Origin of the sequence: Paranoxybacillus vitaminiphilus (genome assembly GCF_003259935.1) — a bacterium.
Classification (GTDB): Bacteria; Bacillota; Bacilli; order Bacillales; family Anoxybacillaceae; genus Paranoxybacillus; species Paranoxybacillus vitaminiphilus.
On the sequence record NZ_QLMH01000008.1, the window covers coordinates 77,998 to 101,770 of the forward strand.

25 protein-coding genes are annotated in these 23,773 nt (G+C 40.5%); 6 read left to right on the forward strand and 19 right to left on the reverse strand.

The window, feature by feature from the left end; translation table 11 throughout:
• Positions 1–123: 123 nt before the first annotated feature.
• Together ilvD and B0I26_RS10695 are read right to left on the reverse strand one after the other, a co-directional pair.
• On the reverse strand, positions 124–1,833 hold the full coding sequence (gene ilvD / locus B0I26_RS10690) for a dihydroxy-acid dehydratase (protein ID WP_111645430.1): 1,710 nt from the start codon (positions 1,831–1,833) through the stop codon (positions 124–126).
• Between the two features lie 232 nt (positions 1,834–2,065).
• Positions 2,066–2,449 (reverse strand): DUF4183 domain-containing protein, encoded by a 384-nt coding sequence (locus B0I26_RS10695; RefSeq protein ID WP_111645431.1) that lies wholly within the window; start codon positions 2,447–2,449, stop codon positions 2,066–2,068.
• 591 nt (positions 2,450–3,040) lie between these two features.
• On the opposite strand from B0I26_RS10695, the gene B0I26_RS10700 reads away from it, so the two are divergent.
• Complete coding sequence (locus B0I26_RS10700; protein WP_111645432.1) at positions 3,041–3,424, forward strand: DUF4183 domain-containing protein; 384 nt, start codon at positions 3,041–3,043, stop codon at positions 3,422–3,424.
• A gap of 106 nt (positions 3,425–3,530) precedes the next feature.
• On the opposite strand, the gene B0I26_RS10705 is transcribed toward B0I26_RS10700, so the two are convergent.
• The 9 genes from B0I26_RS10705 to B0I26_RS10745 all read right to left on the reverse strand — a co-directional run bounded on the left by B0I26_RS10705 (position 3,531) and on the right by B0I26_RS10745 (position 12,496).
• Positions 3,531–3,791 (reverse strand): DUF1450 domain-containing protein, encoded by a 261-nt coding sequence (locus tag B0I26_RS10705; protein WP_111645433.1) that lies wholly within the window; start codon positions 3,789–3,791, stop codon positions 3,531–3,533.
• Positions 3,792–3,975: 184 nt separating this feature from the next.
• Positions 3,976–4,179 carry a hypothetical protein gene (locus B0I26_RS10710; protein ID WP_111645434.1) on the reverse strand — a complete coding sequence of 68 codons (204 nt, stop codon included), beginning with the start codon at positions 4,177–4,179 and terminating at the stop codon, positions 3,976–3,978.
• Positions 4,172–5,311: a conserved virulence factor C family protein gene (locus B0I26_RS10715; RefSeq protein WP_111645435.1), complete on the reverse strand. Its 1,140-nt coding sequence runs from the start codon at positions 5,309–5,311 to the stop codon at positions 4,172–4,174. Before B0I26_RS10715 ends, B0I26_RS10710 begins: the two co-directional genes overlap by 8 nt.
• 17 nt (positions 5,312–5,328) lie before the next feature.
• Positions 5,329–7,227, reverse strand: a complete 1,899-nt coding sequence (locus B0I26_RS10720; RefSeq protein ID WP_111645436.1) for an ABC-F family ATP-binding cassette domain-containing protein — start codon at positions 7,225–7,227, stop codon at positions 5,329–5,331.
• A complete protein-coding gene (locus B0I26_RS10725) occupies positions 7,208–7,870 on the reverse strand; it encodes an HD domain-containing protein (protein ID WP_111645437.1) in 663 nt (220 codons plus the stop codon). Before B0I26_RS10725 ends, B0I26_RS10720 begins: the two co-directional genes overlap by 20 nt.
• Before the next feature lie 107 nt (positions 7,871–7,977).
• Complete coding sequence (locus B0I26_RS10730; RefSeq protein ID WP_111645438.1) at positions 7,978–8,460, reverse strand: glutathione peroxidase; 483 nt, start codon at positions 8,458–8,460, stop codon at positions 7,978–7,980.
• A gap of 137 nt (positions 8,461–8,597) precedes the next feature.
• Positions 8,598–9,833 (reverse strand): HAD-IIA family hydrolase, encoded by a 1,236-nt coding sequence (locus B0I26_RS10735; RefSeq protein WP_111645439.1) that lies wholly within the window; start codon positions 9,831–9,833, stop codon positions 8,598–8,600.
• Between the two features lie 431 nt (positions 9,834–10,264).
• Positions 10,265–10,792 (reverse strand): hypothetical protein, encoded by a 528-nt coding sequence (locus B0I26_RS10740; protein WP_111645440.1) that lies wholly within the window; start codon positions 10,790–10,792, stop codon positions 10,265–10,267.
• Positions 10,793–10,807: 15 nt separating this feature from the next.
• A complete protein-coding gene (locus B0I26_RS10745) occupies positions 10,808–12,496 on the reverse strand; it encodes a formate--tetrahydrofolate ligase (RefSeq protein ID WP_111645441.1) in 1,689 nt (562 codons plus the stop codon).
• Positions 12,497–12,675: 179 nt separating this feature from the next.
• Here B0I26_RS10745 and metA point away from each other — a divergent pair, with 179 nt between their 5' ends.
• Complete coding sequence (gene metA, locus B0I26_RS10750) at positions 12,676–13,584, forward strand: homoserine O-acetyltransferase MetA (RefSeq protein ID WP_111645442.1); 909 nt, start codon at positions 12,676–12,678, stop codon at positions 13,582–13,584.
• A 73-nt stretch (positions 13,585–13,657) separates the two neighbouring features.
• Here metA and B0I26_RS10755 read toward each other — a convergent pair whose 3' ends face one another.
• Complete coding sequence (locus tag B0I26_RS10755) at positions 13,658–13,903, reverse strand: transporter suffix domain-containing protein (protein WP_111645443.1); 246 nt, start codon at positions 13,901–13,903, stop codon at positions 13,658–13,660.
• A gap of 236 nt (positions 13,904–14,139) precedes the next feature.
• Between B0I26_RS10755 and B0I26_RS18860 the strand changes: the two genes are divergently transcribed.
• On the forward strand, positions 14,140–14,268 hold the full coding sequence (locus B0I26_RS18860; protein WP_281268702.1) for a hypothetical protein: 129 nt from the start codon (positions 14,140–14,142) through the stop codon (positions 14,266–14,268).
• A 293-nt stretch (positions 14,269–14,561) separates the two neighbouring features.
• Here B0I26_RS18860 and B0I26_RS10760 read toward each other — a convergent pair whose 3' ends face one another.
• Complete coding sequence (locus tag B0I26_RS10760) at positions 14,562–15,242, reverse strand: class I SAM-dependent methyltransferase (protein WP_111645444.1); 681 nt, start codon at positions 15,240–15,242, stop codon at positions 14,562–14,564.
• Between the two features lie 75 nt (positions 15,243–15,317).
• On the opposite strand from B0I26_RS10760, the gene B0I26_RS18285 reads away from it, so the two are divergent.
• Positions 15,318–15,467 carry a hypothetical protein gene (locus B0I26_RS18285; protein ID WP_181502845.1) on the forward strand — a complete coding sequence of 50 codons (150 nt, stop codon included), beginning with the start codon at positions 15,318–15,320 and terminating at the stop codon, positions 15,465–15,467.
• A 44-nt stretch (positions 15,468–15,511) separates the two neighbouring features.
• Here B0I26_RS18285 and B0I26_RS18290 read toward each other — a convergent pair whose 3' ends face one another.
• Positions 15,512–15,679 carry a hypothetical protein gene (locus tag B0I26_RS18290; protein WP_181502847.1) on the reverse strand — a complete coding sequence of 56 codons (168 nt, stop codon included), beginning with the start codon at positions 15,677–15,679 and terminating at the stop codon, positions 15,512–15,514.
• Between the two features lie 59 nt (positions 15,680–15,738).
• Positions 15,739–16,209 carry a ribonuclease E activity regulator RraA gene (gene rraA / locus B0I26_RS10765; RefSeq protein WP_111645445.1) on the reverse strand — a complete coding sequence of 157 codons (471 nt, stop codon included), beginning with the start codon at positions 16,207–16,209 and terminating at the stop codon, positions 15,739–15,741.
• A 297-nt stretch (positions 16,210–16,506) separates the two neighbouring features.
• On the opposite strand from rraA, the gene B0I26_RS10770 reads away from it, so the two are divergent.
• Both B0I26_RS10770 and B0I26_RS10775 read left to right on the forward strand, forming a co-directional pair.
• Positions 16,507–17,709 carry a M20 family metallopeptidase gene (locus B0I26_RS10770; RefSeq protein WP_111645446.1) on the forward strand — a complete coding sequence of 401 codons (1,203 nt, stop codon included), beginning with the start codon at positions 16,507–16,509 and terminating at the stop codon, positions 17,707–17,709.
• 564 nt (positions 17,710–18,273) lie between these two features.
• Positions 18,274–18,699 (forward strand): GNAT family N-acetyltransferase, encoded by a 426-nt coding sequence (locus B0I26_RS10775; protein WP_111645488.1) that lies wholly within the window; start codon positions 18,274–18,276, stop codon positions 18,697–18,699.
• 377 nt (positions 18,700–19,076) lie between these two features.
• Here B0I26_RS10775 and B0I26_RS10785 read toward each other — a convergent pair whose 3' ends face one another.
• The 4 genes from B0I26_RS10785 to B0I26_RS10800 all read right to left on the reverse strand — a co-directional run bounded on the left by B0I26_RS10785 (position 19,077) and on the right by B0I26_RS10800 (position 23,631).
• Positions 19,077–21,233, reverse strand: a complete 2,157-nt coding sequence (locus tag B0I26_RS10785; RefSeq protein WP_111645448.1) for a DNA topoisomerase III — start codon at positions 21,231–21,233, stop codon at positions 19,077–19,079.
• A gap of 77 nt (positions 21,234–21,310) precedes the next feature.
• A complete protein-coding gene (locus B0I26_RS10790; protein ID WP_111645449.1) occupies positions 21,311–22,099 on the reverse strand; it encodes an SDR family NAD(P)-dependent oxidoreductase in 789 nt (262 codons plus the stop codon).
• A 68-nt stretch (positions 22,100–22,167) separates the two neighbouring features.
• Complete coding sequence (locus B0I26_RS10795; protein ID WP_111645450.1) at positions 22,168–22,470, reverse strand: ArsR/SmtB family transcription factor; 303 nt, start codon at positions 22,468–22,470, stop codon at positions 22,168–22,170.
• Between the two features lie 258 nt (positions 22,471–22,728).
• On the reverse strand, positions 22,729–23,631 hold the full coding sequence (locus B0I26_RS10800; protein ID WP_111645451.1) for an aldo/keto reductase: 903 nt from the start codon (positions 23,629–23,631) through the stop codon (positions 22,729–22,731).
• Between the last annotated feature and the right edge of the window lie 142 nt (positions 23,632–23,773).

A 23,773-nucleotide genomic window follows, 5' to 3' on the forward strand; every position in this document is an offset into this window, starting at 1 on the left:
GTCTCATAAGGGTCTGACCTCACGCGTATTTCACAATATATAGCTCATTTATCCAGCATGATGTCCTATATATTGTGTTTTGGGGTCTGATCCTTAGCCTTTGAGACAGCCTCCTGCTTATTATTATTTTACTTTTTCAGCCTGTTTCTCTTCCTCGAACAGATCCGTAACCGCTCCTTTAGATGCACAAGACACTAGCCGCGCATATTTCGCGAGAACTCCTTTTGCCTTCAGCGGCGGTGCTGTCCACTCGGCGCGGCGGCGTTCGAGTTCTTCATCGGATACATGAACGGTCAATTGCTGTGTCTCGCTGTCAACCGTAACTAAATCTCCTGTTTTTAATAATGCGATTGGTCCGCCAACCTGCGCTTCCGGTGCGATATGACCGACGACTAAACCGTGCGTTCCGCCTGAGAAACGACCGTCGGTTAAGAGGGCGACGCTTTCTCCTAATCCTTTTCCGACTAAAATTGCAGAAATGGAAAGCATTTCCGGCATTCCCGGACCGCCTTTAGGACCCTCATAGCGAATCACAAGAACATCGCCCGGCTGTATTTCATTGTTTAAAACAGCGGCTGTTGCCTCTTCTTCCGAGTCAAATACTTTTGCCGGTCCTGTTAAACGTTTCACTTTTAAACCGGAAACTTTTGCGACTGCTCCATTTGGTGCGAGATTTCCTTTTAAAATGACAAGCGGACCTGTTTGTCTGAGCGGTCGGTCAAGCGGATAAATCACCTTTTGTCCCTCTTTTAAATCCGGCCATTCCGCTAAGTTTTCCGCAACTGTCTTACCGGTTACTGTTAGGCAGTCACCATGAAGCAATCCTTCTTTTAACAACAGCTTCATCACAGCAGGAACACCTCCTGCTTCATGCAAATCCTGCATAACATAGCGGCCGCTCGGCTTTAAGTCAGCAATATGCGGAACCCTCTTTTGAATGCGATCAAAATCATCGATTGTCAAATCGACATCTACCGCATGGGCGATCGCCAACAAGTGAAGAATCGCATTTGTTGAACCCCCAAGCGCCATGACAACCGTAATCGCGTTTTCAAACGCTTTTTTCGTCATAATATCCTTTGGATAAATGCCCTTTTCCAGCAAGTTGTAAACCGCCTGCCCTGCCTTATAGCAATCTTCTAATTTCAATTCTGTTTCCGCCGGGTTAGAAGAGCTTCCTGGAAGGCTCATTCCGAGCGCTTCAATCGCTGATGCCATCGTGTTTGCTGTGTACATTCCGCCGCAGGAACCGGCTCCCGGACAAGCATTACATTCGATCTGATGCAATTCATCACGGCTAATATCACCTTTATTATATTGGCCAACTCCTTCAAATGCAGAAACAATGTCAATATCTTTTCCATGAAGTTTTCCCGGTTTAATCGTACCGCCGTAAACAAACACAGCAGGCACTTCGGAACGGCCAATGGCAATCATACAGCCAGGCATGTTTTTATCACAGCCGCCAATCGCGACAAATGCATCCAAACGTTCCGCACCAACAACGGTTTCAATCGAGTCGGCAATAACGTCACGGCTCGGAAGTGAATAGCGCATTCCTTCTGTACCCATGGAAATACCGTCGGAAACGGTAATCGTATTAAACACTAATGGCGCTCCCCCGGCGTCTTTAATCCCTTGTTTCGCTTTGAGGGCAAGTTGATCAATATGTATATTGCACGGCGTCACTTCGCTCCATGTACTGGCAACGCCAATCATCGGCTTTTTAAAATCTTCATCTGTAAAGCCGACCGCACGAAGCATCGCTCGGTTTGGCGCTCTCTTTACATCATCGCTGATTACTTTACTTCGATGTCGTAAATCTTTTTCCATTTTTATTCCTCCTAGCAATCTATTTTCTAACAAATATAGTACGTTTCACACTATTTTTCAATAAGTTTATAAAATTTTGATAATTAATTATAAAATTTTTCTTCAAAATGAAGCTTTACAGCAAATATAAAGCAAGATTTGCATTCTACAAAAATAAATAAATCCTTTCTAGGTATATGACAAAAATTTGTCTATCTGCTAGAAAGGAAAGTATGAAAAGAGAATATATCATTTAAATGCCTGCCTTTATCGTAATAAATTGAAGAATGATCGGAGCACCCGCTATTGGAGTGTCAACAGACTTTAAAGTCAGCATTCCTTCTTGAACTTCATATAGGTTTTTAGGTTGTAACACTCCATTGATAAATAAATTAATAAACGATACCTTCGTCGGGTCTAATATTCCTCGATTTCCATATTCAATCAATTCATCCGCATTCGTATAAACTGTTTTTATTCCGTCTGATATAGCATTATATTGGTAAGTATCCACTTTTAAAACTTGAGGGGGAATTTTAATAGTAAAGCAAATTTGAACGGTTGATGTGGTGTTTATCCAATCATAAACTTTTGGAACAGCAATGATATGTTTCTGATATTTATTATCTCGTTTCATTGATACCACCCAAATTGAAAATTTAGTAAATACACCCTATTTGAAATAAAAGGCGATAAATTAGGGTGAAACACTCGTTTCTTCCCGCAATAAAAGATTTCAAAACACACTTTCCCCATATGCGACATCTTTTTAAGAATGGAATTGTGCAAATGAATTTATACATTATATGCAAAATGAATAAATAAAGTGAACATGAAGCTAGATTAAATATAATAAACGGTTCATTTCATATTTTTCAATCACTGGCACAGATTCATCATTTTTTGCATTTTATTTTTACTTTTTACGAACTATATATAATTTTCCAACATATTTAAAAAGCGAGCCGAACCCTGGTTGATTTTCATGTTTAATTCATATGTTCAAAGTTTAAGTTGGATTTATATATGACAAACGGCTAAAGCAATTCATGTAAATAAGTCATATTATAAATTGAAAATGTTTTTGATAATAAACAAATGTAGACAACATCTATACACGTCAAACAACTAATCGATTTTTCTGCTATATCAGATGTCATCTTACATTTGATTTTTATTATCTTAAACATTCAAATCAATCAATTTTTCAAAGAAAGGGGATACACATATGGCTCTTCAACTCATGAAACTTTTCGTTTCTGCTTCCACTACAACGAATGCAGTACCAACCGACACAAGATTTTTCTATGTTACAACAGCAGAAACAGCTGCGGGCTCGACATTAACAATCGATGCAGCAGATTTTTTTCAAGATGATGGAACAGCAGCTACAACTCTACCAACTTTAGCAGCCAATAATAGTTACTATAATGTTTATATTAACGGTGTTTTACAAATGGACGATATCTCGACATATACACCAGGTGCCACAACTGTCGGCTCGCTTGCTATTGCTGTACCTGCCGGCGGTGATCCAATACCTGCTGATACACCTATCGTGTTAGAAATTGTTCAATTTGCTCCATCTTCGACAACAACCGTTACAACATAATAGCTATCAAATTCCCATGAACCTCTCCCGCCTGCACGTTATTTTTTAGAGGCGGGAGACTTTCCCGGTGAATATGTTAAAAATACAAACACTTCCTATTGTTATCTTATTTCCTGCTGCATCTGTTGCCTCGAAATTTCCACCATTCTTCTGATATACGATGATTCACTTCATAATAAAGTTCATCGACTGTTGTACCTTTGACAACTTCACCATCTATTAATACAAAAGGACAGTTTTTACAAATTTTGCACTTACCGAGACAATCTTTCCGTTTGATTTTTATCTCTTTATAAATTGATTTTAAAAACTTATATAGCTTTTTCGTCTCAAACCCATTTTCGCGACAAAAATAAATTTTCTCCATATTTTAACGAAACACCTCTTTTTTAATGAAAACTATTATCATTCTCATTGTTTTTTTAATGATAACAAAAATTCGTTGCTACGTCACAACAAATGATGAAAGGAGACAAAAAATAAAAAAATTGAGCGCGAAAACGCCCAATTCGTTTAACAATTTTTTTGCACGCTTTTATTGAGATGGTTTATTAGCCATCCATCCAAAAAATGAGCACTACAGATTTTGCTTCCACCATGAGAACTAAACACGAAAAGCGATACCACTGATGAACATCTTCCGCCTGCATTTCGTTTAGAGGCAAGAGATGAATCAGAAAAAATGTTAAAACGGCAGCAATTTCGCTGCCGTTTTTTGGTGATACCGCAATAACTATTTTTTCTTTATCATTCACTGCTGTTTCCTTTTCTTCTGCTTTCTGTCATCTGCTTCCACACGGATCCTTTTGCTTCGTCGCCGCCTTCAATGCGTTCAATCGCCATTTTTATTTGCATGCTTACTTCAAACTCCGGATCATTTTCTGCCGCTTTTAAAGCAGGAAGAGCTGATTCATCGCCTACTTCGTATAAAAACATCGCCGCGCGCCAGCGGACTAATTTGCTTGGATCTTTTAACGCCTCCATCATGACTGGCATCGCTTCAGGATCGCCAATATCAGATAGGCAGTCTCCCGCTGTGCGGCGCACGGAGACGGCTTTATCCTTCAGCGCTTCATAAAGATACGGGAGCACTTTTTTGCCGCCAATCATTCCTAAATATGCGGTGGCAAGGCGGCGAATCGCCACTTTTTCGTCTTTTAATGCCTTTGCCAATACCGGCAAATCTTCTTCGGTTGGCTCTGCCATTTGTTCTAAAGCCGCATAGCGTTTTGTCCAATCTGGGTCGTCAAGCATTTCTTCCGTTACTTTGTAGCTTACTCGTTTTTGCGTTTTCGCTTGCTCGCCGCTTTTAAACATTTGTACCATCCGCTCTAACCGTTCCGGCGGATAGGCAGCGGACAGTTCTTCAACTACTTCTGCACCGATTTCCTCGAACGTGCCGTAGCGCACGCCTTTTTCGACCCACTTTCGTTCAAGGACAATATTTCCGGCATGTTTCTGCGCTTCTAAAACCGCATCCATAAACGGCTGCGGCAAACCGAATCGTCTTTCTTCCTGACCGTCGGTTAACTTCACCTGCATTGGCAATCCATAAAGCATTTGCACATAGACTTTCACTTCGCCAAAATGCTCGTTACGTACTTGTTTATCGTCTTGTGTGCTTTCAATCTCTTCACCAAATACTTCACGCACTTTTGTTAAAATCTCTTTCCAATCATACTTCGGATTTCGTTCAATCGCTAAAAAATCGGCAACATGGTAAATGCCTTTAACTCCTTCAATTTTCATTAATTCTTGAATAATAACTGGTGCATTCCCGACATTATCCGGCTTATAATTATGGCTTGTGCCAAATGGAAGCTCTTCATCTAACAGCACTTTCATTGTATTTGGGCTTGGTGTTGGTTCAATCGATTTAATGTTCATTCCTGTTTATTCCCCTTTCACTTCGATTGTAATGCTTCCACAAGTTCAGACAATTCCGCCCAGCGCTCAAGCAGCGCATCGAGCTCTGCACTTAATTGTTCATGTTCGGATGCTAATCTTTGCACTTTTTCATAGTCGCTCGCCGCTTGTTCCATTTCCAGCGTAATTTCTTGCAATTTCGTCTCCAATGCCGCGATTTTGTCCTCGATTTCTTCCCATTCTTTCTGTTCTTTATAACTTAATCTGCGCTTGGCCGGCTTTGCAGGCTGAACTTGTTCTTTCATTATTGGCTGCTTAAGTTCTGCCTGCTCTCCTTTTTTCTTTAGCTGCTCCTCTAAATAATCGGAGTAATCACCAAAATAATGCGCAATTTTCCCATTTCCTTCAAAAATAAGTAATTGTTCTGCCACTTTGTCTAAAAAATAACGGTCATGTGAAACCGTAATCACAACCCCCGGGAAGGTTTCTAAATAATCTTCAAGTACCGTCAATGTCTGCGTATCCAAATCGTTCGTCGGCTCGTCAAGAAGGATCACGTTCGGTTCTGTCATTAAAATGCGCAACAAATACAGCCGCCGTTTCTCTCCGCCTGACAATTTGTGAATGGGTGTTCCGTGCGTATTCATTGGAAATAAGAAACGCTCCAGCATTTGCGCGGCGGAAATTGTTTTTCCATCGGTTGTATGAATGACTTCCCCTGCTTCGCGAATGTATTCAATCATTCGTTTATTTTCATCCATATCAACATTTTCTTGCGTGTAATACGCGATTTTCACCGTTTGCCCGATTTCGATTTCTCCCTCATCAGGCTGGACTCGGCCGGCAAGCAAATTCAACAGCGTCGATTTACCGCTTCCGTTCGCCCCGACAATGCCGATGCGGTCTCCCGGTTTGACTAGGAAGCTAAACTTATCTAAAATCACTTGGCTGCCGAACGCTTTGCTCACACGTTTTAACTCTAGCACTTTTTTGCCAAGACGGCTGCCGCTTAACGAAATATCGAGACTGCTCTTTTGTTCCATTCCAAGTGATTGCTCCAGCTGTTCGAATCGCTGGATGCGCGCCTTTTGTTTCGTTGTCCGCGCTTTTGCTCCTCTTCTGATCCAAGCCAATTCGCGGCGATATAAGTTTTGCCGTTTCGCTTCAGCGGCAAGCTCCTGCTCCTCTCTCAGCGCTTTTCCTTCTAAAAATGCTGCGTAATTTCCTGTATAACTGTATAGTTTTCCATTATCCAACTCTAAAATGCGGTTGGTCACACGATCTAAAAAGTAACGATCGTGCGTCACAAGCAAAACGGCCCCGCTGTAACGCGCCAAATACTCTTCCAACCAGCGGATCGTTTCGTAGTCAAGATGGTTCGTCGGCTCGTCTAAAATCAACAAATCAGGTGTTTCAATAAGCGCCTGCGCCAAAGCGACGCGGCGCTTTTGACCACCGGAAAGCTCTCCCATTGTTTTTGTCATGTCATCAATGCCTAATTTCGTAAGAATCGCTTTTGCGTTGGAGCTTGCTTCCCATGCGTTCATTGCGTCCATTTGCTGCTGGCAGCGGAAAAGACGTTCCTGCAGCTTATCATCAAGGGGATTTTTCTCAAGCTCGGCTAAAACTGTTTCATAGTCACGCAATAAACGAATCAGCGGTGTATCCCCGTGAAACACTTGTTCCAATACTGTTAAGTTTTCTTGAAAATCGGGCTGTTGCGGCAAATAACCGATTGAATAGTCTTTCGAATGCGTAATTTGTCCCGCGTCCGCAAGCTCAACACCGGCAATGATTTTCAGTAACGTTGACTTGCCTGTCCCATTCACGCCAATGATGCCGATTCGTTCCTGTTCTTTAATCGTAAACGAAATATCGCGAAATAACGTTTTTTCCGCATAGCTTTTAGATAAATGTTCAACCGTTAACATTTTCATATTGCTCATCCCACTCTTGATAAAATTGATGTAAAAAACGCTCCATAAATTGATGGCGTTTGAGCGCGATTTGTTTCGCGCTTTCTGTATTCATCCATTCTTTTAGTTTTAATAATTTTTCATAAAAATGATTAATCGCCGTACTGCGACCATGACGGTATTCTTCCTTCGTTATCTTCTCCCGGTAAGGAAGGAACGGATCATGCATAAGATGCCCGCGGCTTCCCGCATACATAAACGTGCGGGCAATGCCGATCGCACCGATGGCATCGAGGCGGTCCGCATCTTGTACAACCATCCCCTCAATGGTGTGTGGCTTTTTCCCGTGTCCTCCTTTAAACGAGACCGAAGAGATAATGTCAATGATATGCTCTTTATCGTCATTGGACAGCGGCATTTGTTCGAGCCAAGAGGTTACAGCAGATAAGCCCTTCTCTTCGTTTCCTGCGATTTTTTCATCGGCTACGTCATGAAGAAGCGCAGCCATTTCGACAATAAATTCGTCAGCGCCTTCCTTCTTCGCAAGAGTTATGCCCATACGCCGAACACGGTCGATGTGCCACCAGTCATGTCCGCTTGCATCATTCTCTAGCAATGAACGCACATATTGTTCTGTTTTTTGAATGGTTTCCCGTTTATCCATATCAGCCCTCAACATTCGATGGTTTTGTCGTTAACTATTGTAGCAAAGGGACGTTTTGTTTGCCTAACAAAAAACTGTCTCTCCCATCGGAAAGACAGCTTTTGCATTTACACATTTAATAGCTTTTCAATCTCCTGCTTTAACTCGCTTGGTTTTGTTTGCGGGGCAAAGCGGCCGACAACGTTTCCGTTTTTATCAACTAAAAATTTGGTGAAATTCCATTTAATCGCCTTTGTCCCTAAAATTCCCGGCGCTTTTTCCGTTAAGTACACAAAGAGCGGATGGGCATTCGCACCGTTTACATCCACTTTCGCAAACAGCGGAAACGTCACACCGTAGTTTAATTGACAAAAGCGTTCAATTTCGCTTTCTGATCCTGGCTCCTGCTGGCCGAATTGATTGCAGGGAAACGCTAACACTTCAAATCCTTTGTCTTTATACTCGTCGTAAAGCTCTTGCAGCTCTTTATATTGCGGAGTAAAGCCGCACTTGCTTGCTGTGTTGACAATTAACAGTACTTTTCCTTTATAATCAGCCATCGACTTTTCTTCGCCGCGAATCGTCTTTACCGTAAAATCATAGACGCTCATGGTTATACCTCCTTGGTGAAGCTCAACATACCTCACCTTGCTTTTTTCTCCTAGTATATCAAATTCAGCAAAGAATAAGAATTCAGGATGTATCCATTGATCATGTAGTATCAAATGATTTCTTAACTACAGCCCCATTAACGAATATAAGATGATGTTTGTTGTTCCAAAGCATCTGCAAGCCATTTTGGATGCATAGGTAAAAGGTTTTCAGGCAATTGATGAATATCAAAAAACTGAATATCTAATGTTTCCCAATGGTTTTTATTAAGACTCCCGCCAATCACTTGACACTCGAAGCAGTTGGTTATAAAATGGGCGATTTCTCCATTAGGATAAGAAAAAATTTGCGAAACAGGATCAGAATATACCCCGATAAGCCGTTTAACTTGTACCTCAAGCCCGGTTTCTTCCCTTATTTCACGAATAATCGCCTGCTCTACCGTTTCAGCAGGTTCTACATGTCCGGAAGGTATTCCCCATAATCCATTGTCAGCCCGTTTCATAAGAAGTACACGGCCATATTCATCGAAGACAATACCAGCAACTCCGGGCTTTATTGATTCAGGCCATGGGTAATTTGGACGAACCCATTTTTTAATCTGGATGTCCGGATCAAAAAGGCCTAATAAATCGCGAATATTTGCATCAGCATTTCGAAAATCGTTTTTTGCAGGATATGTATTTGATTCTCCAACTAAAACAGCTTGCAGACCGGCTTGATGAGCACCCAATATATCAGTCATAGGATTATCTCCTATCATGACGATGCGGGATGAAGGATCTAAATTTTTTATTGCTTCGTGAAACATAGAAGGAAAAGGTTTACCTACAATCACCGGTCTTTTTCCTGTAGAAACCCGAATCGCTTCTACTATCGCACCGACTGCAGGTAAAGGTCCTTCTGGAGCAGGAAAGGTTTTATCCGCGTTTGTCGCGGCAAACACAGCACCTTGAGCAATATATTTTGCAGCTCTTTGAATGTCATAAAAAGTTACCGTGTTATCCCATCCTACAACAACCGCATCACAGGAAGAGCCGTTTGTTATTTCTATACCAGCTTGCCGTAATTCCCATTTTAAATCGTTATTTCCTAAAACGAAAGCCATTTTCAAGTTTGTGCTTTTCAAATATTGTGCGGTTGCCCATCCCGAAGTAATGACTTCTTCTTCATGTGCTTCTATATTCATACGATTTAAACGATTGACTATTTTAGACCGTGTTGTACAAGGATCATTTGTTAGAAACCGTATTATTTTCTTTTTTTCACGAAGCCGGGCCAAACTCTCAACAGCACCAGATAACGGTTCATCTCCTATATAAACAACTCCGTCCAAATCAAATAAGAAAACATCAAATTGTTCTGAAATCATCGTCTTCAATCCCCCTCAGTAACAACAGTCATTATCCAAATTCATAACTTCTTTAGCTCTCGAGTCAATAAATGCTTATATATCTCCGTCATTTAAAAATTCTCTTGCTTGGTGAGCTATGAAAATCACAAATCCATAGTTTTGAAAATGGATTAGGATAAAATCCCGAGATGCAAAATAAACATAGAAGCAATACTCAATAAAATCGTTCCATTAAAACTATTTGTAACATCTTAACATAATTTGGATTAAACAATCTATAAAACTGCAAAATATTCACAAAATAAAAGAACTTGTTAAGAGTAAGGAATTCATATCAAAAAATTCAGGCGGAATTAATAGCACACAAAGGATTTGAGGTACCCCTGCAAGAATTAGAAGTACAGAATATAAAGCTAAGCTTTTGTTACAGCAAAAAACGGGATGTATAGCTACATCCCGTAAAATGGTTGTAATTGCCGCAGCGATTCGATAACATACGGAATCATCGCTTGTAAATCATCAACATTTCCTTCATCAATTAACCGATCAAATTCGATGGTAATCTGATTGTCGTATTCTTTTCTTTCTCCTTGATATTCGTGTGTCAACGTTTGACGAATGATACGGTTGCTGCCCCAAATGTTGGCCAAAGCTTCTTTAATATGGAAACATGTTGTTTCGCTTTGCTTAACCGGCATGTGAAAGGCAATTTCCAGGATGCATCCCGGCTTAAGATAGTTTTGCCCGAGCAATTCCCCAGCGATATGCTCGAGTTTTGTTTGTAATGCAATTGTACATGTTACGCCGGCCGCGTGATATTCCCGCAGTTGAAATGTAATTTTATACGTTCGAGAAAAGTGGGCAAGATCAACCAGATCGTTACGGTTTATGACGAGGATGACTCCCTCTAAATCAAGGTCATAAACAGCTCCTTCCAGCACCGTTTTTAAATTATCAAAAACCGTTGGGTCAAACATTTTCGCATGCTCCTTTTAGAAAAGTCCGACCGCGTTTCCGTTTTCATCAACGTCCATATTTAACGCCGCCGGCTTTTTCGGCAAGCCCGGCATTGTCATGATATCGCCGGTTAACGCGACAAGGAACCCGGCACCAAGCGATGGTTTAAATTCGCGCACGGTAATTGTAAAGTCTGTCGGCCTGCCAAGCTTGTTCGGATCATCGGACAATGAGTATGGCGTTTTCGCCATACAAATCGGCAAGTTACTCCAACCAAACGTCTCAAATTGCTCGATTTGTTTCTTTGCTTTTACTGAAAACTCTACATCTTTCGCTCCATATACTACTTGAGCGATTTTACGAATTTTATCGGGAATAGATTCATTTACGTCATACAAAGGAGCATACGAGTTATGGCCGCTTTCAATCGCATCCAATACTTTGCGGGCTAAGTCAATTCCGCCTTCTCCGCCTTTTTCCCATACTTCTGCTAACGCAACCGGATAACCGTGCTCTTCACAAAACGCTTTGAATGTATCGATTTCCTTTTCTGTATCTGTTATAAAGCGGTTAATCGCCACAACAAACGGCAAGCCAAATGCTTGAATCGTTTCAACGTGCTTCTGTAAATTACTCAAACCTGCACGCAGCGCCGCGACATTTTCCATATGTAATTCTTGCTCCGAAACACCGCCGTGCATTTTTAACGCGCGAATTGTTGCAACGATGACAACGGCCTCTGGCTTAATTCCGGCAATGCGGGCTTTCATATTCAAAAACTTTTCCGCTCCTAAATCAGCGCCAAATCCTGCTTCTGTCACGACGTAATCACCAAGCTTTTGCGCCATTTTTGTCGCAATGACGCTATTGCAGCCGTGGGCAATATTCGCAAACGGACCGCCATGAATGAGTGCTGGAGTATGCTCAATCGTTTGTACTAAATTCGGTTTTAACGCATCTTTCAACAGAAGCGTTAACGCTCCTTCAACGCCAAGATCAGCCACAGTAACCGGCTGCTTATCAACGTTATACGCAACAACAATTTTCGCAAGGCGCTTCTTTAAATCTTGCAAATCCGTCGCCAAGCAGAAAATCGCCATCATTTCAGAAGCAACGGTAATGTCAAAACCGTCCTCGCGCGGCACCCCTTGAACCGGTCCGCCTAAGCCGACAACAACTTTTCTTAAAGCGCGGTCGTTTAAGTCAACAACCCGTTTCCAAACAATTCGCCGCGTATCAATCCGTAGCTCATTGCCGTGATGAATGTGATTATCGATTAACGCCGCTAATGCGTTATTTGCTGCTGTGATTGCGTGTAAATCCCCGGTAAAATGAAGATTTATATCCTCCATCGGCAGCACTTGTGAATACCCGCCGCCTGTCGCTCCGCCTTTTATCCCCATTGTAGGTCCCAAAGACGGTTCCCGCATCGCAATAATCGCTTTCTTTCCCAATTTATTTAATGCTTGCCCAAGCCCAACCGTTACCGTTGATTTTCCTTCTCCGGCAGGAGTTGGATTAATCGCTGTTACTAAAATGACTTTTCCGTCAGGTTTTGCGGCAAGGCGTTTCATGATATTAAGAGAAAGTTTTGCCTTATAATGACCATATGGCTCTAATTCTTCTTCTAAAATATTGAGTGTTTTTGCGATTTCTTGAATGCGTTTTAACTCCGCCTCTTGAGCGATTTCAATATCCGATTTCATCTTTGTTGTCAAGGTCATTTTTTCTTCCTCCAGCGTCAAAAAATTCAAAATTTCGCAAGCCACGATTTATTTTATCATAACCAGTTCTTTCTCACCCAATGAAAAAATAAGTTGATTCGAAAAAAAATGAATTGAAGAAATGTTTAAATATTTTTATAATTAACTTATTTAAATAAAGAGCAGGAGGTTGATGATCTTTGCCAATTAACATTCCACGGAATCTACCGGCAAAAGAAATATTAGAACAGGAAAATATTTTCGTCATGGATGAAGACCGGGCGTACTCTCAAGATATTCGTCCATTAAATATTATCATTCTCAACTTAATGCCGCAAAAAGAAAAAGCGGAAACACAGCTTCTCCGCCTTTTAGGAAATTCGCCGCTGCAAGTCAATATTACATTTTTGCGGCCGGAAACGCACGAAGCGAAAACGACAAAAAAACATCACCTTGACCAATTTTATACGACGTTTCCGAAAATCCGCCACCGCAAATATGACGGCATGATTATTACAGGCGCACCTGTTGAACATTTGCCGTTCGAAAAAGTTACATATTGGGAAGAACTGAAAGAAATTATGAAGTGGACAACAACAAACGTGACATCGACATTGCACATTTGCTGGGGGGCACAAGCAGGTCTTTACTATCACTACGGCATTCCAAAATATATGCTGCCGCAAAAATGTTTCGGTATCTTTGAACACTATCTTGAAAAGAAAAATGTCAAGCTGTTGCGCGGCTTCGATGATGTATATCGCGTCCCTCATTCCCGTCACACGGATGTGTTGCGCGAAGATATTGAAAAAGTGCCTGATTTAATGATTTTATCTTCATCGGAAAAAGCAGGTGTTTGTCTTGTTGCATCAAACGACGGCAAACAAATTTTCTTAACGGGTCATCCAGAATATGATGCGACAACTTTAAAGGAAGAATATGAACGCGATCTCGCCAAAGGGTTGCCGATTCAAATTCCAGAATCCTATTTTCCTGACGATGACCCGTCGAAAGAGCCGCTCAATACTTGGCGTTCACATGCCAACTTGTTGTTTGTGAACTGGCTGAATTATTATGTATATCAGGAAACTCCTTATGAATGGGAGTAGTCCGTTTCTGTCTATACTAACTAAACACTAAAAATGAGGTTGTCTCAGACCCTTTATGAGACAACCTCATTTTTTATGGCTGGTCGCTTTCTTTCTCTCTTTTCCTCCATCTGAACAGAGATTTGCGGTATTTTTCCACAACGTCTTTCCCGATAATGACCGCACCAAGCCAAAACAGCACTTCCGCTGAGACAACAGCAGCACCGCCAACAGCGGCTTTTATTGCTGTTGAAACCGGCAAAAAAGGGGATATAAAAGGAACAATCCATAATAACGTTGAAACAATGATCAATATCCATCCTGCTCTCCTGCGCCACATCATTGAGTCTCCTTATTTTATGACATAACTAACTCTTTTTATATCATAATCATCAAAAAAGTCCATCGTTAACTGATGGATTTTTGCTTTCACAGACGAAGAACTCTCGTCATATTCCCCAAAAACTTCATACAGATCGACAATAATAGTCAAAGGGTTCGGCAAACAAATTCACGAATAGTATAGTTATTGTGTGATAAAATAGACAACTCACAACATAGAAAGGATGATTTATTGTGCGCGCAGAAAGACGAAAACAATGGAAAACTCATTGGAAAAAATATAAGCATCTTTATAAAGGGCCGCGAATGGAGAGAAGAAATAAATGGCGGCATAAATGGGAAGAAAAATATGCCGCCAGCTAACATGTAGAGAGGCTGGCTCAAAATGTGACAGCCTCTCCTTATTTTCTGAGGTTCGTTCTCTATTTTTTGAAATTACCTTTGTCCATTCCCTTTCAATCACTTATTTAACATGTTCACCGAGAAGTCTCCCACCTCTAAGCGAAGTGTAGGTGGGAGAGGTTCATTCAAGATGTTTATACGATGAATTATATAGAGGTGAATATTTGATGAGTGATTCCGGAAACCATTTTGTTCATTAATGATTGTCTATTGTGCATGTCATCCCCTTTTATAAAGGGCACACTGTCTTTTTTCTACACTTTGCGCAACATAAACAACCACATAAACGTCAACGCTTGTTTCAGTTCATCCGGAAGCTGTGCGACCATTTCCTGAGTAACCCCTCTTTTGTAAACACCTTGGCCGTCAACAAGCTCCCAGCCGTTTTCTTGCGCCAATTTTTCAAACTCCCACGGCATCATCGTGTTGCAAATAACCGGCTCCCCATAAAGCCGCCGATAGCTGTTCATTCTTGGGGCAGCAGTTGGACCAAGCAGCCCGACACAAAGGAGATGTCCGCTTTTTAACACCCTTCTCATTTCATTAAGAGCTTCAAGCGGCCTTTCTGTCCACTCAATCGAGTTAATCGCCATCGCCCCAGAAAACGTTTCATCAGGAAACGGTAATTTCGTTAAATCTCCTTGGAGAAATTGAAGCTGCTCACTCTCGCCTCGCGACTTTGCCTTTTCAATCATCTCGCTCGACAAATCAATGCCAACAACATGATAGCCGGCTTGTGATAATTTCCAAGAACCGTAACCGTCTCCACATCCTAAATCAACGATATAACTTCCTTTTGGTATGTGCTTTGAAATAAGCGGAACAATGGTTTTACGGCTGCCATGCTCCCACATTTCCTCACTGCTCTGATTCCAAAAGTGCGCACGTTCATCCCAACTCTTTTCTGCTTCTTTATGCCAATTAAACGTCTTCACAAGTTTAGCACCTCATTTTTGTATAAAGGTTTCCTTCTTGGACATGATAAAAAGATGAAAAGGAGTGTGTTCATTATGACAAAAAAGTATAATAAAGGCAGCATGAACCAAAATTCACCGCAACAAGATCCAACCATCTTTTCACAAGAAGCGATGAGCGGTGACAACAGTAAAGGCAATAAGCGGAATAAATCGCAAAAAGATAAAAGCGACTTACATGATTAAAGGGTGAAAAGTCGACACTCTATACGAATGTCGACTTTTTGTCTTTATTTTGAAATCTTAATGGCTGGAGTGTTGTTGTTTATATAGGTTGGCAGTGCATCTGAATGTGTGTCATTCGCATAGAATACTGCGTTTATACTAAATTCCGCCATTGCTGTTTCAGCTTCTGTAACTTCGTTTTTTTCGATGCTTTTGTCCTTTTGTTTTTCCATATAACCCTATCCCTCCTTCATGGATAGGATGTGATCATTCGCTTTATCTCATGTATTCGTTATAACTTGGAATCAGAAACGACAATCCCGTCACTGTCCGCATAAACATAAGCACCAGGCTTCCAGCGGACTTCCCCAAATTCAAGAACAATATCCCGTTTCCCTGTTCCTTCTTTTTTGCTTTTTACCGGACAAGTTCCAACCGCCATCACACCGAGCGGCATCGTTGCTATTTCCGCCGAATCACGAATACATCCGTTGATAATCACTCCAGCTAATTCACGCTCGCAGGCAATTTGTGCAAGACGATCTCCTAAAAGCGCGCAATTTCGTGAACCTTTTCCATCAACGACAAGAACAGAGCCCTTCGGAACCGTTTCGAGTGCTTCACGAACAAGCACGTTATCCTCAAATACCTCTACTGTCGCAATCGGTCCTGAAAATTCTTTTTTCCCCCCATAAGAATGGAACGATAATTTACAAACTTGCAGCTGCTCCAAAAATTGATCGCATAAATCAGCTGTTTTCACGATGCATTCCCCTTCCCCACTATGATTTATACATAAGTATATTTAGACAACCGTGAAGCAAATTCCTTTAAAAAAATAAAAAAAGCAAAGCTTCGGAGGATTATTCTCTATCCATATATTTTTTTGTTGTTTTTTATATAGATATTAAAATTTAGAATTATTATAATACTCACTAAAATAACTTTTTTAACATTCATGTTGAGTTCACGTACTTTATATACAGTTCTATAATTTTTACGCTGAAGAAGAAAGTGTGCTCTCAACATAACGATTAACTGGATAAGGAGTGGATTCATCATGAAGCAATTATGGAAGCGTCTTGAAAAATTGTTTCCAGAAATGGTGGACTTACGTCGATATTTTCACCAATATCCTGAACTATCATTCCAAGAGGAACAGACACCGAAAAAAATCGCTGAATATTTAAAAAATATGGGAATTGAGGTAAAAACGGGTGTCGGAGGCAGAGGGGTCGTCGGCATCATTTACGGTGAAAAACGAGGAAAAACGGTTGCGCTGCGGGCTGATTTTGATGCACTGCCTATTCAAGATGAAAAAACGGTAGAATACCGTTCAAAAATTCCGGGTGTTATGCATGCTTGCGGACATGATGCGCACACAGCCACTTTACTGGCGGTTGCCAAAGTATTACAAGAACATCGCCACTTATTAAAAGGAAAGGTCGTACTCATTCATCAATTTGCTGAAGAAGTAGCGCCCGGCGGAGCGATCGCGATGATTGAAGACGGTTGTTTAGACGATGTGGATGTTATTTTTGGTACTCACTTATGGTCTACTCTTCCAATTGGAACGGTCGGCTATCGAAAAGGGGCGATCATGGCTGCCGCCGATAAATTTACTGTTACCATTCACGGAAAAGGCGGTCATGGTGCGGCCCCGCATGAAACAATCGACTCGATTGTGATAGGAACAACGTATGTTCAATGGCTGCAACACATTGTTAGCCGAAGATTGAATCCTTTAACACCGGCTGTTGTGACTGTCGGCTCGTTTCATGCCGGCGGGGCCTTTAATGTCATTGCCGATCAAGCCTCAATCGTCGGGACAGTAAGAACGTTTGATAGCTCAACACAAGATTTTATCATTCACGAAATGGAAAATTATTTAAAAGCTCTCTGTCAAAGTGTCGGCGCTTCCTATCGATTCGATTATGAAAAGGGATATCCAGTCGTTTACAACCATGAAAAAGAAACCGAATTTCTCGTTCAATGCGCTAAACAAGTAGTTGGTGAAGAAAATGTGTTGGAAATGGAGCCAGTGATGGGCGGTGAAGATTTCGCTTATTATTTACAAAAAGTTCCCGGTGTATTCTTCTTTACTGGAGCTGGCAACCCTGAAGTCGGTGCCCATTATCCGCATCATCATCCGAAATTTGATATTGACGAGCGGGCCATGCTTTACGCGGCAAAAATTTTAATTTCTGCTACTGTTTCTTATTTGAATCATCATTTTGATATGGAATCTTTGGCGTCGGTTTAAGGAAATTTCCCACAACATTTTGAACGAAGAGAGATTAGGAGCTGACCAGCGTGAAGGAACCTTTAAGCTACCGACAGACAGTTACCATCGCTCATTTATGTATCAAACGTGATGAACCTCTCCCACCTACACTTCTCTTAGAGGTGGGAGACTTCTCGGTGAACATGTTAAACTTCAGTGGGGGCTGATTTCGACGACATAAATATACGCATTATTGATAAGCCAGGTGTTTTTCAACGATTGGTAAAATAGCTGACTATTGTGCTTAATCGATTAGCTCACCTCACAGATTTCTATTATCCATTTTCCATAAACGAAGAAAAACTTTTTTCATTTTATAATGTATTGCAAAACATATAATCCATACATAACCGATTTTGTTAAGATAAGTTAACATAATATTTTTATCGTATATTTTTGTTAAAAATAGTATTTTGAAAATCATTTTTAATACGGTTTATAGTGTAATATAAAATCTTCATATCCAAAATTTTTTATTGCCTATCTTTTGATGAATTGGATATAATTTTCAAAAAAAGAGAAAGAGTGATTCTTTTGTTTCAAATGAAAGAATATACAAAAGAAACGTTTACTGTTTCAACCGATCGCAGCAAAATCGATTTGAACAAGGTTTGTGATTTTTTAGCCCGTTCATACTGGGCAAACAAGCGAAAGCGGGAAACGATTATGAAATCGATTGAACATTCTCTTTGTTTTTCTCTGTTTGATGGGAATGAACAAATTGGCTTTGCCCGCGTCATCACCGATGGGGCTACATTTGCCTATTTATGCGATGTGTTTATCGATGAAAATGATCGTGGAAAAAAACTTGGCACATGGTTATTACAATGTATATTAGAGCATCCTGATGTCGCTGGAGTTCGCCGTTTCTGTTTAGTGACAAAAGATGCGCATGCGTTTTATAAGCCGTTCGGATTTACCTCACTTCAAGAACCGGAGAAATATATGGAGAAAATGAATAATGAATAAACGGACAAAAATGTTCACCTATTTGAAAATATATCTTCTCTATACCGGTCTTGGTATCATTTTTTTCATAGCTATGATTTCTGAATTCACAACAAATTCAACGACTCTACTCAAAAGTTTAAGTGTGATTGGCTTTATCTCGTATCTTATTATGACCTTTTTGGTTATTAGATATACGAAAAATACAAATAGATAGAGTCCTTTATTCCAATCAATCTCAAAGGTGGTTTCATAACCATTTGAATATCCATGAAAAAGTAGCCTCCGTTCAAGATTTTAAGATAGAATTTATCCTCCTGTTAAAAAATAATTCCTCTAAAATACATAAATCCTGCTTCCTTCAAACAAAGAAGCAGGATTTACACTTTACCATTCTCCTATTCATTTTTGAAAGAGAAAGAGAGTTTCTTCTGCTTTTCGTCCCATACTAAAAACGCATCAAACGTTTTTTCACCTTTTTTGAATCCTTTAATGAGATCGGTTTTTCCGTTTTGCAGCAATTTTTTAGCGTTTGTTTGCGAAATCTTTTTTCCAAGTATCATCTTCGAAATCGTGAAAGAACATTTCGTTTTCGCATAATTAGAACAGCCGTAAAAATCTCCTTTGTCGATCACCGATCCATCACATAGTTTACATTTGCCGACCGTTTTTCCAAGCGTCGCTTTCGATTTTGTTCGTTGAATAGAATCGGTATCAAGGCCGGCGAAGTTCCATGTTTCCGACATTTCAATCGCATCTTGAATAATTTTCGCTGACAGTTTCTTCACTTGTTCCATAAAGTTTGCCGCTGATGCTTTTCCTTCACCGATTTCGCTTAAGCGCTGCTCCCATTTTGCCGTCATTTCCGGCGAGGCTAAAATTTTATCCCCTATCGCCTCGATCAACACTTTTCCTTTGTCTGTCGCATACACTTGATTTTTCTTTACCTCAATATATTTTCGTTCCTTCAGCATCGTAATAATGCCGGCACGTGTCGCTTCCGTCCCGAGACCTTCTGTTTTCATTAACACTTTTTCCAGCTCTTCATTGTCAAGAAACTTCCCCGCTGTTTTCATAAGGGTAATGAGTTGACCTTCTGTATATCGTTTTGGCGGCTGCGTTTTTCCTTCTTTCACTTTGACGTGTACTACGCGACCCTTTTCCCCCTCTTGAACTTCTGGAAGCAGCACCGCATCTTCCTCATCGTCACGATGAAAAATGACTTTCCGCCAGCCTTCTTGTATTTGCTGTTTTCCTTTGGAAACAAATTCCGCTCTCTTATCGACGAGAGTGATCATCGTTGTATAGTCAAAAATGGCCTGTTCGTAATGGGCAGCGATAAGACGGCGCACGACTAAATCGTAAATTTTCCGTTCGTCGTTGGATAGCTTATTCGGATCGGTCACTTGTTCCGTTGGAATAATCGCATAGTGATCCGTCACCTTTTTTTCATTGACATACCGTTTGTTATGAATAATCGAAGGATTCGGAAGCGGAAAAAGCTCTTTATATTCTGGTAATCTGCATACTTTCTGCAAAATGTCCGGAAATGTTTCCGCCTCCCCTCTCGTCACATAGTTCGAATCAGAGCGAGGGTACGAAACAATTCCTTTTTGATATAAGCTTTGCAGAACATCGAGTGTTTTTTTCGGAGAAAACTGATACAGCTTGTTTGCCGTTGCTTGTAACGATGACAAGTTAAATAAAAGCGGCGGCTGAAACTCTTTTCGCTCCGTTTTCACTTCTTTCACTTCGGCCGCTTTATTCCGACAAAACTCTGCAATCTTCTTTGCTAATTCTTTGTCTTTCAAGCGGGACTCATGATCTTTTATCCACTTTCCCTCATATTGCTTCCCGTCTATATGAAATGTCGCCAGCACTTCCCAAAATGGTTCTGACTTAAAATTTTCAATCTCTTTTTCACGCTTCACGATTAACGCCAGTGTCGGTGTTTGGACACGTCCCGCGGAAAAGACGTCGTTCATCCCTTTCTTTTTCAATAAAATGCTGTAAATTCTTGAAGCATTCATGCCGACTAACCAATCGGCGCATGCTCTTGCATATGCTTCATAATATAAATTTCTTGTTTCACTTTCATCTAACAAGCTCTTAAAACCTTCATAAATCGCTTTCGGTGTCAACGAGGAAATCCAGAGCCGCTTCATCGGCTTTTTCACGCCGCTCATTTTAATAATGTTTCGGATAATTAATTCTCCTTCACGCCCGGCGTCTCCCGCATGAATCATTTCCGTCACTTCCGGTTTTCTTAGCAACTCTTTTATAATCTTAAATTGTTTCGCTTTCGATTTTTCGATTTCATATTGAAACTGTTCAGGAATAATCGGCAATGTTTCGAGCGTCCATTGTTTCCATTCCGGGCGGTAATGCTCGGGCGGAGCAAGCTGAAAAAGATGGCCAACCGCCCATGTCATATACGCCCCTCTCGGAAACAATTCATTCGGCAAAATTTCAAGGTAGCCTTCATGTTTTTTTGTTTGAAATGGCGAGGCGAGCGTGATCCCTTGGTCCGGTTTTTCAGCGATAATGACTTTCATACTTTTTCTTTCTCCTCAGCTTTATAAATCATTTATCTTAAACATAACACACTTCCGAGAAAAACACATCTTTCCGTCTACTTTCCTTCACGCTCTTGCACCTTTCTCACAATGGAGGTAACCACTTTTCGCGGTAAAAATCGTACACCTATTGCCAGTAAACGGTTCTTCAATCCCGGTATAATAATCGTCCCGCCTTTGAATAGACCATCATAACCAACTTCTACTACTTGATGAACGTTCATAACACCAACGCTTTTAAACAATTTCGATTGACCTAAATTGGCACGATCGGAAAACCCTGTTTCTGTCGGTCCCGGACAAAGAGCGGAAACCGTCACGTTCGTTCCTTTTAATTCGTTCTGTAACGCTTCGGTAAATGATAACACATATGCTTTTGTCGCATAGTAGACAGCCATTAGCGGCCCCGGCTGAAACGCCGCGGTAGAAGCAACATTTAAAATTTTTCCTTTATTTCTTTTTACCATGTCAACGACGGCAAGTTTCGTCAAATGAGTGAGCGTTTTTATATTTAAATCAATCATTTTTAATTCTTCGTCTAAATTCGTTTCTATAAACTCTCCGAACAATCCGAATCCCGCGTTGTTAATTAATATATCAATAGTAATGTTTTCTTTTTTGATCTCTTTATATAATGCGGAAACTTCATCTTGATTGGATAAATCCTTTGTGTATATCCACACTTGGATTCCATACTTCGCTTCTAATTCTTGCTTTAACTCCTGTAATTTATTTTCACTTCTCGCAACGGCAACGATATTATATCGCTCCTTCGCAAATCGCTTTGCGAACTCATAACCAATTCCACTTGATGCTCCTGTAATGAATACCGTTTCTCTTTCCATCTCTTAATCCTCCCTAAAAATTTTATATGTTTAAACATTCTGTTCAAATGAAAGACCTTTAGATATACCTAAAGGCATTCGTCTTCAACAGAGTGAATTAACTCCTTTAATAATTGAACCGCTGATTCGATTGAAAGGATATAGTAACGCTGAGTCCCCTTTTGTTCGACTTTCACTAAACCGGCATCGCGCAAAATTTTCAGATGATGTGAAATGGCCGGACGGGATAGCCGTGAATGCTCTGTAATTTCATTGACCGTCAATGCTTCATGTTCAGCCAATAACAAAATAATATCTTGGCGGTGTGGGTCACTTAATGTTTGAAATAAAGGAATGCATGAGCGGAAAATTTCGATAGCTTTTTTCCCCATTCGCTCATCCCCTCTCCCGAATGTTTGAATGTTTAAAAGTTTAAACGTTTAATTTGTGTGTTTATACTACATGTCATTTTTACCGTTTGTCAATTCGTTTTATACAAATATTGTTTCACCTTAGAGCTAAGGGTCAGCCCTACAACACAATATATAGGACCATAATATGGCATAAATGAACAATATATTGTGAAACACATGTAAGGTCAGACCCTTATATGAGACAGCCTCTTACACTTCATGCTTCCCTCATCAAACTTACGGCACTTGATGCCCCATGGAGCTTTGTAAAATTTCAAACCATTGCTCACGGCCCATCGTTACGTTCAGAGCGCGGATGGCACTTTCGATCCGTTCTTTTTTGCCTGAACCGACAATCGGCATAATGCGCGCTGGATGAACCAATAGCCATGCATATAATACTTCATCAATACTTGTTGTACCTACTTCACCTTTGATTTTTTCCAATGTTTGACGGAGACGAATGGCTTTTTCATCGTTAGACGTAAAAATTCTTCCGCCGGCAAGCGGTGACCACGCCATTGGTGGAATTCTCTTTTCTTGGCATAAATCCAGCGTTCCGTCTTCGATATTTTCAAGATGATAGGCAGAAATCTCGATTTGGTTTGTTACTAGCGGAAAATCCAAATACGATTGCAGCATATTAAATTGCGAACGTTTGAAGTTGGAAACCCCGAAATAACGGACTTTTCCTTCTTCTCTTAATCTCGCAAACGCCTCCGCCACTTCCTCTGGATTCATGAATGGATCCGGACGGTGAATCAGTAAGACATCAATATAATCCGTTTGAAAATTTTGTAACGAACGGTTGACCGATTCGATAATATGTTTCTTGCTTGTATCATAATGTTTGATTCGGTGTTCAGGACGATTGTTAGAGACTAACTTTATGCCGCACTTTGTCACAATTTCCATCTTATCTCGTAGTTCCGGCTTAAGCTTAAGGGCATCGCCAAATAATTTTTCGCATGTATAACTGCCATAAATATCGGCATGATCAAATGTCGTAATCCCATTTTCTAAACAAAACTCAATGAGGTTTAATATTTCTTCTTTTGAATAATTCCATTCTGCTAAACGCCATAACCCATGAATAATACGAGAAAACGTCAAATCTTCAGCCAAGCGGATTCGTTCCATTTTTATTCCTCCGTATGTTGTTTTTATGTATAGACAAGTTTTTATTATGTAACAAAATTTACAAATTGTAAATTACGTAAATCATTGCAGTCTTTTAGCGTTATTATTAAGCTGCTTCTTTGACATAACTCGACATTGCCGT

What these genes read in the sequence shown, in the direction of transcription:
- ilvD (WP_111645430.1), bottom strand. Translation starts at nt 1,833, where the DNA reads ATGGAAAAAGATTTACGACATCGAAGTAAAGTAATCAGCGATGATGTA.
- B0I26_RS10695 (WP_111645431.1), bottom strand. Translation starts at nt 2,449, where the DNA reads ATGAAACGAGATAATAAATATCAGAAACATATCATTGCTGTTCCAAAA.
- B0I26_RS10700 (WP_111645432.1), top strand. Translation starts at nt 3,041, where the DNA reads ATGGCTCTTCAACTCATGAAACTTTTCGTTTCTGCTTCCACTACAACG.
- B0I26_RS10705 (WP_111645433.1), bottom strand. Translation starts at nt 3,791, where the DNA reads ATGGAGAAAATTTATTTTTGTCGCGAAAATGGGTTTGAGACGAAAAAG.
- B0I26_RS10715 (WP_111645435.1), bottom strand. Translation starts at nt 5,311, where the DNA reads ATGAACATTAAATCGATTGAACCAACACCAAGCCCAAATACAATGAAA.
- B0I26_RS10720 (WP_111645436.1), bottom strand. Translation starts at nt 7,227, where the DNA reads ATGAAAATGTTAACGGTTGAACATTTATCTAAAAGCTATGCGGAAAAA.
- B0I26_RS10725 (WP_111645437.1), bottom strand. Translation starts at nt 7,870, where the DNA reads ATGGATAAACGGGAAACCATTCAAAAAACAGAACAATATGTGCGTTCA.
- B0I26_RS10730 (WP_111645438.1), bottom strand. Translation starts at nt 8,460, where the DNA reads ATGAGCGTCTATGATTTTACGGTAAAGACGATTCGCGGCGAAGAAAAG.
- B0I26_RS10735 (WP_111645439.1), bottom strand. Translation starts at nt 9,833, where the DNA reads ATGATTTCAGAACAATTTGATGTTTTCTTATTTGATTTGGACGGAGTT.
- B0I26_RS10740 (WP_111645440.1), bottom strand. Translation starts at nt 10,792, where the DNA reads ATGTTTGACCCAACGGTTTTTGATAATTTAAAAACGGTGCTGGAAGGA.
- B0I26_RS10745 (WP_111645441.1), bottom strand. Translation starts at nt 12,496, where the DNA reads ATGACCTTGACAACAAAGATGAAATCGGATATTGAAATCGCTCAAGAG.
- B0I26_RS10755 (WP_111645443.1), bottom strand. Translation starts at nt 13,903, where the DNA reads ATGTGGCGCAGGAGAGCAGGATGGATATTGATCATTGTTTCAACGTTA.
- B0I26_RS18285 (WP_181502845.1), top strand. Translation starts at nt 15,318, where the DNA reads ATGACAAAAAAGTATAATAAAGGCAGCATGAACCAAAATTCACCGCAA.
- B0I26_RS18290 (WP_181502847.1), bottom strand. Translation starts at nt 15,679, where the DNA reads ATGGAAAAACAAAAGGACAAAAGCATCGAAAAAAACGAAGTTACAGAA.
- B0I26_RS10770 (WP_111645446.1), top strand. Translation starts at nt 16,507, where the DNA reads ATGAAGCAATTATGGAAGCGTCTTGAAAAATTGTTTCCAGAAATGGTG.
- B0I26_RS10775 (WP_111645488.1), top strand. Translation starts at nt 18,274, where the DNA reads ATGAAAGAATATACAAAAGAAACGTTTACTGTTTCAACCGATCGCAGC.
- B0I26_RS10785 (WP_111645448.1), bottom strand. Translation starts at nt 21,233, where the DNA reads ATGAAAGTCATTATCGCTGAAAAACCGGACCAAGGGATCACGCTCGCC.
- B0I26_RS10790 (WP_111645449.1), bottom strand. Translation starts at nt 22,099, where the DNA reads ATGGAAAGAGAAACGGTATTCATTACAGGAGCATCAAGTGGAATTGGT.
- B0I26_RS10795 (WP_111645450.1), bottom strand. Translation starts at nt 22,470, where the DNA reads ATGGGGAAAAAAGCTATCGAAATTTTCCGCTCATGCATTCCTTTATTT.
- B0I26_RS10800 (WP_111645451.1), bottom strand. Translation starts at nt 23,631, where the DNA reads ATGGAACGAATCCGCTTGGCTGAAGATTTGACGTTTTCTCGTATTATT.